Annotated in this window: 9 protein-coding genes and 1 pseudogene; 1 reads left to right on the top strand and 9 read right to left on the bottom strand. The window is 50.3% G+C overall.

The window, feature by feature from the left end; translation table 11 throughout:
- Nucleotides 1-4: 4 nt before the first annotated feature.
- From DXA97_RS04645 to DXA97_RS04625, 5 genes are all read right to left on the bottom strand, one after another.
- On the bottom strand, nt 5-1,021 hold the full coding sequence (locus tag DXA97_RS04645; protein ID WP_118718760.1) for an ABC transporter permease: 1,017 nt from the start codon (nt 1,019-1,021) through the stop codon (nt 5-7).
- Nucleotides 1,022-1,036: 15 nt separating this feature from the next.
- The gene (locus DXA97_RS04640) at nt 1,037-2,524 is read right to left on the bottom strand and encodes a sugar ABC transporter ATP-binding protein (protein WP_118718759.1); all 1,488 of its coding nucleotides are present in this window, start codon (nt 2,522-2,524) and stop codon (nt 1,037-1,039) included.
- Between the two features lie 101 nt (nt 2,525-2,625).
- The gene (locus DXA97_RS04635; RefSeq protein WP_118718758.1) at nt 2,626-3,714 is read right to left on the bottom strand and encodes an autoinducer 2 ABC transporter substrate-binding protein; all 1,089 of its coding nucleotides are present in this window, start codon (nt 3,712-3,714) and stop codon (nt 2,626-2,628) included.
- Between the two features lie 104 nt (nt 3,715-3,818).
- A complete protein-coding gene (locus tag DXA97_RS04630) occupies nt 3,819-4,850 on the bottom strand; it encodes a LacI family DNA-binding transcriptional regulator (protein WP_118718757.1) in 1,032 nt (343 codons plus the stop codon).
- 137 nt (nt 4,851-4,987) lie between these two features.
- Complete coding sequence (locus DXA97_RS04625; protein ID WP_118718756.1) at nt 4,988-6,577, bottom strand: FGGY-family carbohydrate kinase; 1,590 nt, start codon at nt 6,575-6,577, stop codon at nt 4,988-4,990.
- Nucleotides 6,578-6,758: 181 nt separating this feature from the next.
- Between DXA97_RS04625 and DXA97_RS04620 the strand changes: the two genes are divergently transcribed.
- Nucleotides 6,759-7,955 carry a DUF6786 family protein gene (locus tag DXA97_RS04620; RefSeq protein ID WP_118718755.1) on the top strand — a complete coding sequence of 399 codons (1,197 nt, stop codon included), beginning with the start codon at nt 6,759-6,761 and terminating at the stop codon, nt 7,953-7,955.
- On the opposite strand, the gene DXA97_RS04615 is transcribed toward DXA97_RS04620, so the two are convergent.
- The 4 genes and pseudogenes from DXA97_RS04615 to DXA97_RS04600 all read right to left on the bottom strand — a co-directional run bounded on the left by DXA97_RS04615 (nt 7,865) and on the right by DXA97_RS04600 (nt 14,799).
- Nucleotides 7,865-9,001 carry a TolC family protein gene (locus DXA97_RS04615; RefSeq protein ID WP_118718754.1) on the bottom strand — a complete coding sequence of 379 codons (1,137 nt, stop codon included), beginning with the start codon at nt 8,999-9,001 and terminating at the stop codon, nt 7,865-7,867. The genes DXA97_RS04620 and DXA97_RS04615 overlap by 91 nt on opposite strands.
- 14 nt (nt 9,002-9,015) lie before the next feature.
- Entirely contained in the window at nt 9,016-10,290 is a 1,275-nt protein-coding gene (locus tag DXA97_RS04610; RefSeq protein WP_118718753.1) for a TolC family protein, read from the bottom strand.
- 77 nt (nt 10,291-10,367) lie between these two features.
- Nucleotides 10,368-13,381, bottom strand: a pseudogene (locus DXA97_RS04605) (efflux RND transporter permease subunit).
- A 14-nt stretch (nt 13,382-13,395) separates the two neighbouring features.
- On the bottom strand, nt 13,396-14,799 hold the full coding sequence (locus DXA97_RS04600) for an efflux RND transporter periplasmic adaptor subunit (protein ID WP_347561461.1): 1,404 nt from the start codon (nt 14,797-14,799) through the stop codon (nt 13,396-13,398).
- Between the last annotated feature and the right edge of the window lie 11 nt (nt 14,800-14,810).

Below are 14,810 nucleotides of genomic sequence, written 5' to 3'. Positions count from 1 at the left end.
CCTCCTACTTCTCAGAAACTGTTACAAACAGTGCATTTTTTCTGTGTTTTTCCTGGATAGCAGATACAGCAGTACCAATGATGATGATCATACCGGTAAATACACGGGCCCATACTGTAGGAATTCCAAGAAGGATCAGGCTGTTGGAAACTACGGTCATCAGTGCAGTACCAAGCACGGCACCAAGTACAGAGCCTTTACCACCAACCAGGGAAACACCACCAAGCACGCAGGATGCGATAACATCCATCTCCATGCCGATCATGTTGTTCGGGTTAACCGCAAGCATCATGCTAGCACGGGTCACACCGATGAATCCGGCCATTGCACCGGAAAAGCAGAAGATAAACATACGGGTCCAGAACACATTAAAGCCTGCTCTTGCTGCTGCCACTTCGTCACCGCCCACTGCGTAGATTCCACGACCCAGCATGGTCTTATTCAGAATGAACCAGCCCAGTGCTACCAGGATCACCGCAAAAATAAAGTGTACCGGCAGGTTCGATGTAAAGCCGGTGTTTGCATTGGTTCCTGTGTAAATGCTGGTCTGTCCAAGCTTATACAGTGCACTGGTCAGTGGGTACTCGGAGGATCCAAGCAGGCCCTGCATGATACCAATGAAGATACTGGATGTACCTAAGGTAACGATCATCGCCGGGAATTTATATTTTGCAACAACAAAACCATTCACAGCGCCCATGAGCAGTCCCAGAAGTACTGCTACCACAAAATACGGGATTGGATTCGAAAATGCCCCATCCAGCTTTGTGCAGACAAAGTACATAGCCAAGGAAGCCACTGCCGGGAAGGAACAGTCAACACCGCCCGAGATCAGGACCATCATTTCACCGATACAGAACATAGTCGGGATCGTCATGGATCTGAGCAGGTCGACGATATTATTTGGTGTAAAAAACTGTCCGCTGCGAACCTGTACGATCATACAAAACACGATCAGGATCAGCGCAATGTAAAACTCTGTTTTCTTTGTAACTTTTTTTATGAGTTTATTTGTATCCATTCCAGTACCTCCTGTTTATTCTACCGCTTTGGCTGAAAGTGTTGCCTCATTCAGCTCTTCTGCCTGGAATTCGCCAGCCAGACGTCCCTGTTTCATGATCAGCACACGGTTACAGTTAAGAAGGACTTCCCGGATATCATCAGAGATAATGATCACAGCCAGTCCGGAAGCTGCGAGCTTCTTGGTCAGTGTGTAAATATCATATTTTGCACCGATATCTACACCGACAGTCGGTCCGTTTAAGATCAGAACCTTTAAGTCGCGGCACAGCCATTTTGCGAGGACGCACTTCTGTGCATTTCCTCCGGAAAGTGTCCGCATGGTGTCATTGATATTTCCGATCTTGATGGAAAGCTCTTTTACCCAGTGGTTGACAGATTCTTCGATCGCGTCACGGTCCATCAGGATTCCTTTTCTGAAATCAGCCCAGCGGGTTACGGAGATATTGTCTGCGATGGACTGGTCCATGAAAAGACCCTCTACGCCTCTGTCCGGCGGAACATATCCGATTCCCTTCGCCATGGCATCCTGTACACCGGAGATCTCGACCTTTTCCCCGTTTAAGTAGATCTCGCCGGAGTCTGCCTTATGAATACCGAAGATCGTCTCAGCCAGCTCGGTACGTCCGGAACCAAGAAGACCGGTAATTCCAAGGATCTCGCCTTCCCGGATGGAAAAGCTGCAATCGCTAAAGCCATTTGCCAGAGTCAGGTTCTTTACCTCCAGAACGGTCTTTGCATTTTCTGAGCCGGCATATTCGAATGCTTTTTCCTCAATGTCACGTCCTGTCATATAGTGTGTGAAGGATGCCTGCGTAAGCTCTTTGGTCTCTCCGGAGAAAACATTTTTACCAGAGCGGAAAATGGTGAAATGCTCTGCGATCTCAAATACCTCGTCCAGCTTATGGGATACGAACAGTACCGCGATTCCCTGTTTCTGGAGATCACGGATGACGTTGAACAGGTTCTTTACCTCTTTCTGCGTGATCGCCGTGGTCGGCTCATCCATGATAATCAGCTTCGCATCGGTTAAAAGTGCACGGCTGATCGCGATCAGCTGCTTATTCGCAACAGTCAGGTTTTCAACCAGCTCATCTAAGTCAACCTGGAATTCAATCTTGGACAGTGCCCTTTTTGCAATTTCATCGAAACGTTTTTTACTTACAAATTTTCTGCCGCTGGATTTTTCCATGGTGATCGCAAGGTTTTCCCTTACGGTCAGGTTTGGGAATACCGACAGATCCTGATAAATAACCTGCACGCCTGCATCGATCGCCTGCTGCGTAGTCAGCTTTGTATATTCTTTTCCGTCAATCTCAATGGTGCCGGAATCTGGCTGGTAAAAGCCGGAAATGATATTGATGATCGTTGATTTTCCACACCCATTTTCTCCTGCCAGACAGTGTACTTCACCTTTTTTAATGACCAGGTCAACTCCATCGAGTGCCTTAACACCGCCGAAATACTTTTTGACCTGTGTGATTTTAATAATATTCTCTGACACTTGGCGCCTCCACCCTTCTATATTCAAAAAGGCTGTATATCCAGCAACTACACAGCCTTTTTGACATTTATTATTTTGATGATCGTTGTTTTTCGTTTGCTTTAGAAATCGTAATCGTCTACGTTGTCAGCAGTGATTGCGATAGAAGCATCGCCCATCAGGACCTTCGGATTGCTTGCGTCGGTCTTTAAGTCGTTGTAGCCTTCCAGGCCAAGATCAGTTCCGTCGCCGATCTCTTCGCCATCCAGTACCATGGTAGCCAGTTTGCACATTGCATAGCCTGCATCTGCCGGATCCCACAGGGTGATGGTCTGCAGGGAACCTGCCTTCAGCAGCTCGCGGCACTCGTTCGGCATACCGGTTCCAACGGAGAATACCTTACCGGTCAGGCCAAGCTCATCGATCGCACGTGCGATACCAGGAGTATCATCGGAAGAAGATCCGGTGAAGCCTTTGATGTTCGGGTTAGTTTTCAGATACTGTTTTGCAACCTCGTATGCAGTCTCTGCAGAGTTCTCAGACTCAAGTCTCTTCTCTGCTGCCAGGGTCATGTTTGGATATGCTTCCTCTGCACGTGCTACAGCACCGTCAGCCCACTCGTTATGGGATGCGGAAGTCAGATAACCAACCATGGTGATGTACTCGCCTTCCTCGCCCATAAGCTTTGCAAGGCAGTCCATAATGAAAGCACCGTAACCTGCGTTATCGAATGCTTCTACGTCGTAGTCACAGTTCTCTACAGAAGATCCCTCGTGGCAGATAACCTTGATGCCTTTTTCACGTGCCTCTGCCAGTACGGTCTCACATGCAGCCGGGTCAATCGGAACAACACACAGTGCATCCGGTTTCTGGGATACAACATCCTGCAGTACCTGGATCTGCTGTGCAGAATCGGTATCGGAAGGACCTGTCATATATGCGTTGATGCCGGTCTCCTCTGCGAATTTTTTAATACCCTGCTCCATTCTTACGAACCAGCCGTTTGTATTTCCCTTTACAACAACTGCGATCGTGTAGTCCTTTTTCTCAGAAGCACCAGCGTCCTTTGCTTCGCTCTCGCCTGCTGCTGCCTCTTTTGCAGCCTCGGTTGCTGCTGTTGTGTCAGAAGAAGCTGCTTTGGATCCGCATCCGCTTAACATTGCGGTTACCATTGTTGCGGCAAGAAGAACTGATAAAATTTTCTTTTTCATAGTAAAAACCCTCCTCTAATAATAGCTGGCCATCTGCTGGGGATGGCTGGATGTATCCAAAGGCACATTGCCGTTGAATCGTAAATAAATCAGTGAACAACAGGTTACAGGCTCCTGCACATTTCCGATCCGCGTAATACAAGACTGGTCGAAAGCATCAGGCATTCATGCTCTTTTATGCCATCCTTCATGCGCCGGAGAATCATCTCCATGGCTGCTTCCCCCATTTCTTCTTCGGACCGTGTTACTGTAGAGATCCGGATATTCAGGAGCTCAAACATTTCGATCTCATCAAAGCCGATCAGGGAAATGTCTTCACCGATCCGGAAGCCTTTTTGAAGCAGATACCGGACACAGGCCAGAGTCATCATGTTGTTGGATGTAAAAATGGCCGTCGGCGGATCTGGCTGTTCCATAAGGTTTTTCATGTTCCGGTAAGCAATGTCATATTTCTGGTCACAGGATATGACATATTCCTTTCGGAAGGCAATGCCGCTCTCGTCCAGGGCTCTCAGGTAGCCATGCTCCCGTTCCCGGATCGGATATACATTGCTGTCACCCTTTAAAAAACCAATCTTTTCGTGTCCTGCTTTGATCAGGGAAGAAACTGCATCGTAAGCCCCCTTCTCATTGTCGACCAGAACCTGGTTGAAATCTGAGCCTTCAATGGAGCGGTCTACCAGAACAACCGGAATGTTATTCCGCTCAAACGTTTTCAGGATCTCATTCGCCTCATAGTCCTGGTAAATGACCGGTGAGATCATCAGTCCCGCAAGATCCGCGCCTTTGGCAGAGCGTAAAATCCGGTGCTCCTTTTCCACCTGTTCATCGGTGTTATAGATCAGAATATTATAGCCTTTCTCATCTGCCACTCTTGTCACTCCCCGCAATACCCGCTGGAAAAACGGATTTTCCAGATCCGGAAGGATCACGCCGATATTCTGGGAGCTGCTCTTGCTCAAACTTTGTGCACTGGAATTGGGAACATAATCGTATTCTTCTATGATCTTCAATACGCGTTCCCTGGTTTCCGGTTTCACACAGGCTGCATCATTGATTACACGGGAGACAGTTGCTACAGACACCTTTGCTTTTTGTGCAATTTGAGTAATAGTTAATTTTGTAACCGTTTTCATACTGTCATATTAGCACATAATGTAACCGTTTACAATACTGTTTTTACAAATTTGTACATTCTGTTCAGTTTTTGCGGCCTGTTTTATGCAATATAACAATATAACCGTTTCGATACGTTCTGAAGATCTGCACAAAGCTACTTTAAATCTCTCACTGCTGCGCGTTCTGCCTCCAGCCCGGCCTTGTAATTTACGAGGAAGCGGTCATAGCCCTCTTTGTTTTCCGGGATTGGGGAAAGTGTCTCACCGTTTTGTCTGCTGAATACCGCTTTGTCCAGATACTCCGGCAGGGTCTGTGCTTTTTCTTCCCGCACCATATAGGCTGCTAAAAGGGCAATTCCCCAGGCGCCGCCCTCGCCGGCTGTTTCCATGACCGTTACCGGGATTCCAAGTGCATCTGCCAGGATCTGCTGTCCGACTCCCTTGGTCTTAAAGAGTCCTCCATGTGCTGTCAGGCAGTCGATCTGAACGTCCTCTTCTTTCATCAGGTCAATTCCCATGCGGATGATCGCAACAGCGGAATAGAGATGTGCTCTCATAAAATCCGCAAGATTCAGCCCGTCTGTCGGTTTGCGCACAAACAGGGGTCTGCCCTCCGGCACAGAGGTAAGGAACTCGCCTGCATAATAGCCGTAGCTTACCAGTCCACCGCAGTCCTTATTTCCGGTAAGTGCATTCCGGTATAAAAGGCCATACAGTTTGTCCGGCTTCATCTCGTGACCGGACAGGCGTGCAAATTCACCAAATAAATTTACCCAGGCATCCAGATCTGAGGTGCAGGTATTGGCATGGATCATTCCAACAACCGAACCATCCGGGGTCTGGATGATCTCGATCTCCCGGTACATTCTGGACAAGCTGTGTTCCATCACTGCCACCAGAAAGCCTGAGGTTCCGGCTGAAACATTTCCGGTGCGCTGTGCCACGCTGTTTGTCGCAACCATTCCGGTCAGGGCATCTCCCTCTGGAGGGCACAGCGGGATTCCAGCCTTCAGTTTGCCGGACGGATCCAGGAAAGCCGCGCCTTCTTCGGTCAGCACCCCTGCATTCTGCCCTGCCGTCAGTACTGCCGGGAGGATGGAACAAAGATCCAGGGAATAGCCTTTCTTTGCGGCCGCTTCCTCAAACTGCTTTGCCATGTGCTTGTCGAAATCCATGGTTTCCGGGTCGATCGGGAACATACCGGAGGCATCTCCGATCCCGATAACCTTTTTTCCGGTCAAAAGCCACTGGATATAGCCTGCAAGCGTTGTCAGGAAGGAGATGTTCTTTACATGCTCTTCCCCGTCCAGCATGCTCTGGTAAAGCTGTGCCACACTCCAGCGGTCCGGGATATTGAACTGGAATAATTCAGAAAGCTCTGCTGCCGCTTCTGCCGCGTTGCGGTTTCTCCAGGTCCGGAACCGGCTCAGAAGCTTTCCGTCCTCATCAAACGGAAGATATCCATGCATCATGGCACTGATCCCGATCGCAGAAAATCCGGCCAGCTCCACACCATACTGCTGCTTTACATCCTCTGCCAGATTCCGGTAGCAGGCCTGCACCCCTTCATGGATATCGTTTAAAAAATACGTCCAGATGCCTTCCTCCAGCCGGTTTTCCCATGCATAGCTGCCTGCCGCAACCGGCGCGTGGTCTTCCCCGATCAGCACAGCCTTGATCCTCGTGGAGCCCAATTCCATTCCCAATACAGCCTTGCCTTCCGCAATATAATGCTTTACGTCCATATTTTCCCTCCCGTTTTTGTATAAATAGTTGAATTTAATATACTATTTAACAAAATGCTTGTCAATTATGTTACGGTAAGGATTGACAAAGTCAGGTCTGCTATATTATTTTGGTGGTAAGCTGCTGGATATGCCTGCGTGGGCAGCAGCCATGACCGTACATTCGAAAGGAGCATGGAATATGACAAAACAGGAAGTGACAGAAACCCTGGATTTCTGCAACGTCAGATATGAGACCATTGATCTTGATGATGACTGGCAGATCATTGTTACCCAGCATGGAGGACACATTTTTGGTCCTTTTTCGAAGCTTTACCCGGATGGGATCTTCTGGATGCCGGAAAGCATGAAAACAAAAGAAAAATACAAAGAATTGATTGACAAACAGATCTGGAATATTGGCGGGGACCGGGTGTGGATCGCCCCGGAGATCCAGTTCAATATCCGGGACCGCAGCCATTACCGGGAATCCCTGGATACCCCGAAAACCATCGACCCAGGTGCCTTTTCCATGACCCGGGAAAATGAAAAGCTTATTCTTAAGCAGTCCCTGGACCTGGAATCCTTTAATACCGTCACCGGCCAGATCCACCTGGATTTTGAGCGCACGGTCCATAAGGCACAAAATCCCCTCAGACATCTTCCAGCCTGCGGGGATCTGATGAAAAATATTTCTTATTGTGGTTATGAACAGCTTCTCGATCTCACCGGCCACAGCGATGCGGATATTTTCGCTGAATCCTGGGACCTTTTACAGGTCCGTACAAAAGGGACTCTTTTTATCCCGATGTACCAGCCTTTAAGGGGAACCGATCACTACGCTCCCTGCGGCTCCCATGAAACCGTTGTAAACAATGGCATCTGCCTGCGGCTCACCGGGGATTCGCAGTACAAGATCGCATATAAATCTGCCGTGCTGACCGGCCGCTTCGGATACCTGAAGGATTCAGACACAGACTCCAGCTACCTAATCATCATCAACTATCCAAACAATCCTTCCGCCATGTATTCCGAGGAGCCGCCGCAGCCGGAATTAGCCGGTGACACCGGCTACTCCATCCACATCTACAACGATGACGGCAACTCTGGCGGCTTCGCTGAAATGGAATGTAATCTCCAGACTATTGGAAAACCAGCCGGAATTTCCCGGAGTATTGACCGGCTGGATACCTGGATCTTCTGCGGTCCGGTCATTCAGTTAAAAAAGATTGCCCGTGCCTTCTCGGGTTTGATTTTTCATAATCTTACTCCGCAATTCCACTCCAAAAGGCAGAAAAAGGGAGTGTCCTACGACACTCCCTTCACCGTCCAGTTATACGTTTCCCACGCCTGGTTTAACTGGATGACTGCACTCTCTTTTGCGTCCAGCGCACTGTAATAATCTGCAACGCCCTGCAGGTAATCGCTCTGGGAAAGCATTCCGGCCTGCTGCTTTTTCTGCAGCGATGCATAGGCGATCGATGCGCTTTCGTAAGCATTGGCTGCCCCTTCATACTGAAGCTTTGCAGCCTTTAGTTCATCATAAAGACTCTGCATCTGGGACCGCACCGTTCCCTCTGCCTGGGTTTCTTTGTCAGATTTTACAGAAAGTTCCGTTGCAGTTCCCGCGCTCTGGTGACGGGCATTCTGCACGCTAGAGCTGTTGCCGGCTGCCGTTTCCACATCCGAAGCGAAATCGACCGCATCGATAGCCGCAAGGTCCGGGAGCGGCACGCTTCCGATCGTGATCGTGGAACTGTCTTCCAGTCCCAGATTGGATAACAGGTTAAACCGCGCATTCGCTGCCTGCTGCCGGTACGATTCATACCGGTTTTTCGCGCTTGCCATGGTGTCGGCTGCCGCCATCACATCGGCGGCCGTCGCCATGCCTGCGCTCTGTTTTTTTAAGGCTTCCTGGTAACTGCTCTGGGCTGCCTCATAGTTTTTCTCTTCCGCCTGTGCCTTAGTGTTCATCTGGTTATAGGTGCGCATCAGGCTCTGCGCTGTCAGGACATAGCTGTCTATCGTCTTCTGCCTGCTTACCGACTGCGTTTTCGTTTCCAGGGATTCCAGCTGTTTGGTGATCTGGGAAATGGACATGCTGAGACGGGAAGCGTTCATTTTGTAAACGGCCTTCGTCTCTGCGTCATCCTCATACTTTTCCTGCATGAATTTCATATAATCCCGCTCCGTTTCCAGAGTAGAGAGCATATTCTGGTAGGTTTCCTTGTTGGTAGTGTAGTTCTCCAGGGAATTTTTCAAGTTCCGGTTGTTCTGCACCAGCTGCTCCAGGTTGTTGTAGTCTACTGAGGTTACGGGCTGGGTGGTTTGTTCCACAACTTCTGCCCTCGCAGAAAAAGAAGTACAAGGCAGGCTAAGCGAGCTGACGGAAAGCGTTACAGCCAAAAGAACGCGTCCACTTATTGTTAAAAGTTTTCTCTTCATAGACCGCTCCTTTCCTACTCTGCCGATGCCAGTCCGTTTACGCTCCAGTCGTAATCCACCATGGCCTGAAGCAGGGACAGCTTCTGGTTTTGGGCCGTTACCTGCGCTGTAGTGTAAGAAGCTTTCTGGTTTTCATACGTATTCTTTGTAATGGTTCCAGCCGCCAGCTTTGCATCTGCGGACTTCATGGAAACCTCTTCCAGAGCCAGCGCCGACTGTGCCTGCTCGTAATTGGACTGTGCCAGAATCAGGGAATCATAGGCCGACTTCACGCTGTTGGAGATGGTCTCCTTCTGGTTTTTTGCGGTTTCCGTCAGTTTTTCTTTTACGGTATCCGTGCGGGCATTGGTAAGCTGCTTCTGGGTCAGACGGTAAGCATAGCTGTTATCCAGCGCCGTCTGGATGTCTGCAGTCACATCGATTGCCGCAATCTTACTCTGGTCCGGCTCGGGAAGCTCTGCGATCTCCACATCAGCCCCATAGCTCCAGCCTAACATCAGACACAGATTTTCTTTTGTGGATGCCAGGTTGCTCTGTGCGGTCACCAGGGATGCCTCAGCCGTGGATACGGCTTCTTTGGCGCTCAGCACCTTGGACTGGGTGGACATGCCTGCTGCCAGCCGGTTTTCTTCCGACTGGTAGGAAAGCTTTGCCTGTTCGATGCGGGCTTTCGCACTATCCAGATTGTAGTACTGGGTCCAGTAGGTGATCATAAGACCCTCCGCCTGCCTGGCAAGCCGTGCCTCGGCCTGGTCGTACTGGATCCGCATGGTTGCCTGGTCATCGGTATTTTCATCGCCCTGCTCCATCAGACTCTTAGCCTGCTGCTCGTTCCGGAGTGCGGCAGCCACCCCGCTTCCGTAGTTCTCACTGTCAGAATTCGGATACTCAATGCTGGAATAAATCTCATTGGCACGGTCATAGTACTCCTGTGCCACATCATCGCGGTTTTTCGTCAGGTAATCTTTATAACTGATCGCGTTCTGGATGACGGTCGGGTTGTATTCATGGATCAGGTCCTTGATCTCATCAAATTCCAGCTTGTTATCTTTTAACGATGCCCATTTTTCTGCCGAGTAGGCAAATTCCGGGCTCTGCTGGGCGAAAGCCGGAAGCGGAAGTGCTGCAGTGACAAGAGCCGCCGCCAGGAAACTCCCCGCCAGCTTTCTTCCGGTCCGTGTCCAGTGACCGCCTGCATTCTGTCTGCATGATCCCTGGGCAAACGGCCTTTTGCCTGCGCGGTGCACAAACCCAAAGCCAGCGCACCATTTTCTATTGTTCGGAAGCATTCTATCTCCTCCTTTTTTCGAATAACAAACGCAACTATTCCGTACATAGTCACAAATCTATTTTCAACGATCCAATCCTAAATATCCAGCACCTTCAGCTCTTTCTTTCCGTTCATCAGTGCGTAGTAAACCGGCAAGATGAACAGTGCCACTGCGACACCAACGGTCAGACCGCCGATGTTTACCACCGCAAGACCCTGGGTGGTGGAACCGCTGCTTCCGAATGCCATGGCCATCGGCAGCATGGAAAGAATGGTGGTTAAGCTCGTCATCATGATCGGGCGCATACGGGTCGCACCGGCCTCGATCAGGCTTTCTTCAGCGGCATCTCCATACGGTACTGGTTCACGGTATCGACATAGAGGATACCGTTGTTTACGACGGTACCAACCAGGATCAGGAATCCTAAGATGGATGTCATGGACATGCTGACTCCGGTCAGCTTCAACAGACCAAAGGAACCAACCAGACTGAACGGGATCGTTGTCATAACCATGAAGGAGAACTTCGGAGACTCAAACTGTGCGGACATGACTACGAAGATCAGGAATACTGCTACCGCGATCGCATTGTACAGTCCGGAGAATTCCTCCTGCATCATACGGTCTCTGGAGTTGGTACCGCGGGTAATGGTTCCAGTTAAGTTCGGGCTGATGACCTCATTATCGATCTGGGTCTTCACAGCAGCGCTGGAAGCATTATCTACATAATCTGCGCTGATCGTGATCTGGTAGGACTTATCTTCTTTCTCGATGGAGGACGGGCTGTCCTTGTAGTAGATCTCAGCGACATCAGACAATGCCACATAACCGCCGGACGGCTTCTTTAAGATCATGCGCTCTAACTGCGGCACGGTCTTATACTGGTCCTCTGGATACTCTGCCTTGACGCTGATCTCCTGTCCGTCGACTTTTAAGGTAGTGACTTCTTCGCCGTCCAGCATCTGCTTCACCATAGTACCGATCTGCGCTGCAGTCAGTCCTTCCGCGGAAGCAGTGACCGGATCTACCTTTACAGCGACAACCGGTGCCGTGTTTTCAATACTGGAGTGGACATTCTTCACATCATCTCTTGCGATCAGCTCGTTTACGATCTCATTGCTGACCTCCTGAAGCTCATCGTACTGGGTTCCCTTTAAGATGGCCTCGTAGCCGCGGGACCGCCCCATCATGCTCATGGAAGTGGATGCCTCTACGGTAATGGTACAGTTCTCCAGATCTGCCATCTCATCTTCCCACTGGCTTACAACGTCATCGGTAGACATCTTCCGGTCATCCTTCAAATAGGCGGTAATAGTACCGCTGTCGTTGTTGTAACGGAGCATGTAGGAATCCACATCCTCATGGGCTGCCACAATCGCCTCAGCCTGTGCAAGGATTGCATCGGCCTGCTCGGTGATCAGCCCTGGCCGGGTCTCAATGCTGACTCTGACCGTACCGGTATCGTCAGCCGTCATCAGCTCAGTCTGCATGCCACTTGCCAAAAATACAGTGGCAACGATGATGCCGACCGATGTAAGCATCACGATTGCTTTATGGTTTAACAGTACCGGCATCAGCTTCCGATAGCCATCCTGCAGGAAAGCTAGCGGTCGGGAAGCCGGAGCAGAAGTGCGTTCTTTCGGCTTATACATCATGTAGCACAGCGGTACGATCGCGATCGCAGACAGCAGGGATGCACACATACAAAATACGATCGTGTATCCCATGGCGCCGAACATCTGACCGCTCATACCATTTAAGAATACTAGCGGAATAAATACAACGCAGGTGGTAACCGTGGAACCTACGATGGACGATACCACGATGTTCGTTCCTTCCAACGCTGCCTTTGCATAACCAAGCGCTCCTTTGTCTTCCTGCTTATCCATGGCTCTGAAACAGCTCTCCAGCACAACGATGGAGTTATCGACCATCATGCCGACACCAAGAACCAGTCCGCTCATGGTAATGATGTTCAAAGTAAATCCGGCCCGCGTCATAACGATCAGGGACAACAGAATGGAGGTCGGAATGGAACTTCCGACGATCAGGGATGCCTTGAAATCGCCGAAGAACAGGAAGATGATGATCATGGAAATGACAACCGCCATAACCATGGTCTCTGCCACATCCTTAAGAGAATCCAGGATGGAATCCGCCTCATCTCGCGCCACGGTAATGGTCAGGTTCTCATCATCACCCTCCAGGCTTTTGATGACCTGCTTAATCTGTTTAGAAAGATCCATGGCCGTGCTGCTCTGCTGCTTGGTTAAGGAAATGGAAATGGTCTCCTCGCCATTATAGCGGGATACGCCGCCCTTCTGCTCCTCTGCATAGGAAACCACGGCAATATCCTCGAGGTAAACAATCTTATTGCCGGATACAGTGATCGGCATTTCTAAAAGCTCATCCAGCGTATCGTGCTCCGTTAACGTGGAAACGGATAAATCCAGATTGCCGGACTCTGCGCTTCCGGACGGGTAGGACAAGTTTGCCGCGGACATTGCGGACTTGATGTCGCTGATGCTGACGTTATACTGGTCCATCATATCGGACATCAGCTCGATTTTTATGTACTCGGAGGAACCACCCATGGTGGATACCTCTGCCACCGTTGTCAGTTTTTCCAGCTCCGGCACGATTTTCTGGTCTACATAATCATAGAGATTTTCCTGGGACGGGTTTGCAACGGTAAGCATAATGCTGGCCTGCGCGTTGTTGTTCATCTCCATGACGGTCGGCTCTACGTCATCCGGCAGATCCCGGATGCTGTTTAAGCTCTTGGTCAGGTCGCTGTAGGCTTCATCCATATCCGTGTCGTAATCATACTCCAGCATGATCATGGAACGGCCCTCACTGGTGGTGGAACTCATGCTCTTAACACCCTCGAGCGTGCTGACCTGGTCCTCAATGAGCTGCGTGACCAGTTCATCCATATCCTCCGGGCTGGCGCCGGAATAGTTTGCCATAATGATCATCATCGGCTGGTCCATATCCGGCATCTGCTCCAGAGTTGCATTAAATACAGAAGAAATACCGAACACGATCAGGCATAAGAGCGCCATCAGGACTGTGACCGGACGCTTCAGTACAAATTTAGTAACTCCCATTTACGTCTGCCTCCTTACTGTGCTTTCGGTGCGCCGCCCTGACTGTTTCCGTTTGCAGGTGCTGCGGCCTGGTTCTCACTGCCTGCGTTCCCTGCCTGCTCCGGATTCTGGCCGTCCTGGTCAGCCGGTGCTGCCTCTGCATCCTGTTTCTCACCACCTGTTTCTGCTGCTCCCGGCTTCTGACCGTCTTTGCCTGCCTCTGCTGCTCCCGGCTTCTGACCGTCTTTGCCTGCCTCTGCTGCTCCCGGCTTCTGGCCATCTGCGTTTCCTGCCTCTGCCGGAGCGCCGCCTGCTGCACCAGAAGCTTCTACCTCTGATTTCAAACGGATATCCGCACCCTCATACAGGTTGGAACTCCAGGTGCTGACTACCATATCGTCTGCGTTCAGGCCAGAAAGGATCTGCGCATTCTCGGAATCGTAAATGCCAACCTCAACGGAAGTCATCTTCGCTTTGCCGTCTTCATACAGATACACATACGCGTTCCCGCCGCTGTAATAGATTGCATCAACCGGAACCAGCATTGCATTTTCTGCACGCTCGGTCACCAGTTCAATCTTCACAGTACTGCCGATGGCGATCTCATCGCTTCCAGTCATATCGCCCTTCACCTTAAAAAGTCCGGTGGAAGCATCAACCATGTTGCTGATCTCGGTGATGTTTCCGGTATAAGTAGTTCCATTCTTGGAAATTTCCAGTTCATCACCAGTCTTTAAGTTCTGCATCATGCGCTGGGTCACATAAAAAGTAATGCTGTTTTGACCTTCCCCTGCGATAACGCAAAGCTGCGCAGACTGGTTTACACGGTCATACACATCCACATCGACGCTCTCCACGCGTCCTGCGATCGGTGCGGTGATGGTGCTGTATTCCACCTGTTTCTCATACTGCAGCTTTGCCGATTCATACTGAAGCTCGGCAGATTTCAAATTATTCTGGTACTGCTCATATTCCTGGTCGGACAGATCGCCGCTGCCATATAAGATCTGCATTCTGTTTAAATTGCTCTGTGCCTGGGAAAGATTGACCTGTGCGGAATCCATGTTGTTTTTCGCAGATTCCACCTGCTCTGTGTTAATTTCCATCAGCACCTGCCCCTGGCTGACGATGTCACCAGCCTTCACATTCACTGCCGTTACATCGCCGCCTGCCTTGGCATAAACATAAACAACATCAGCCGCTTCCACAGTACCCGTCAGACTGGAGGTGACCGATACGTCACCGGTCGTCGGATTTGCCGCATTAACAACTGTCACGTTCGATTCCTGCTGCATTCCGCCGGGGCCTCCCATGCCGCCGGGACCTCCATGCCCGCCTGTACCTGCGCTGCCTCTGCTGCCCAGGAAAAATGCTGCGCCCGCCAGAATGATCACCGCTGCGCCTGCTCCTGCCACGATCTTTTTCTTTTTACTCATCATGATGCACTACA

The sequence above is a fragment of the Clostridium sp. OF09-36 genome, assembly GCF_003481985.1.
GTDB lineage: Bacteria > Bacillota > Clostridia > Lachnospirales > Lachnospiraceae > Brotaphodocola.
The sequence above is the reverse complement of the archived record's forward strand: the minus strand, read 5'-3'. Positions and strand labels throughout refer to the sequence as shown.

What these genes read in the sequence shown, in the direction of transcription:
- DXA97_RS04600 (WP_347561461.1), bottom strand. Translation starts at nt 14,799, where the DNA reads ATGATGAGTAAAAAGAAAAAGATCGTGGCAGGAGCAGGCGCAGCGGTG.
- DXA97_RS04625 (WP_118718756.1), bottom strand. Translation starts at nt 6,577, where the DNA reads ATGGACGTAAAGCATTATATTGCGGAAGGCAAGGCTGTATTGGGAATG.
- DXA97_RS04615 (WP_118718754.1), bottom strand. Translation starts at nt 9,001, where the DNA reads ATGAAGAGAAAACTTTTAACAATAAGTGGACGCGTTCTTTTGGCTGTA.
- DXA97_RS04635 (WP_118718758.1), bottom strand. Translation starts at nt 3,714, where the DNA reads ATGAAAAAGAAAATTTTATCAGTTCTTCTTGCCGCAACAATGGTAACC.
- DXA97_RS04620 (WP_118718755.1), top strand. Translation starts at nt 6,759, where the DNA reads ATGACAAAACAGGAAGTGACAGAAACCCTGGATTTCTGCAACGTCAGA.
- DXA97_RS04610 (WP_118718753.1), bottom strand. Translation starts at nt 10,290, where the DNA reads ATGCTTCCGAACAATAGAAAATGGTGCGCTGGCTTTGGGTTTGTGCAC.
- DXA97_RS04645 (WP_118718760.1), bottom strand. Translation starts at nt 1,021, where the DNA reads ATGGATACAAATAAACTCATAAAAAAAGTTACAAAGAAAACAGAGTTT.
- DXA97_RS04630 (WP_118718757.1), bottom strand. Translation starts at nt 4,850, where the DNA reads ATGAAAACGGTTACAAAATTAACTATTACTCAAATTGCACAAAAAGCA.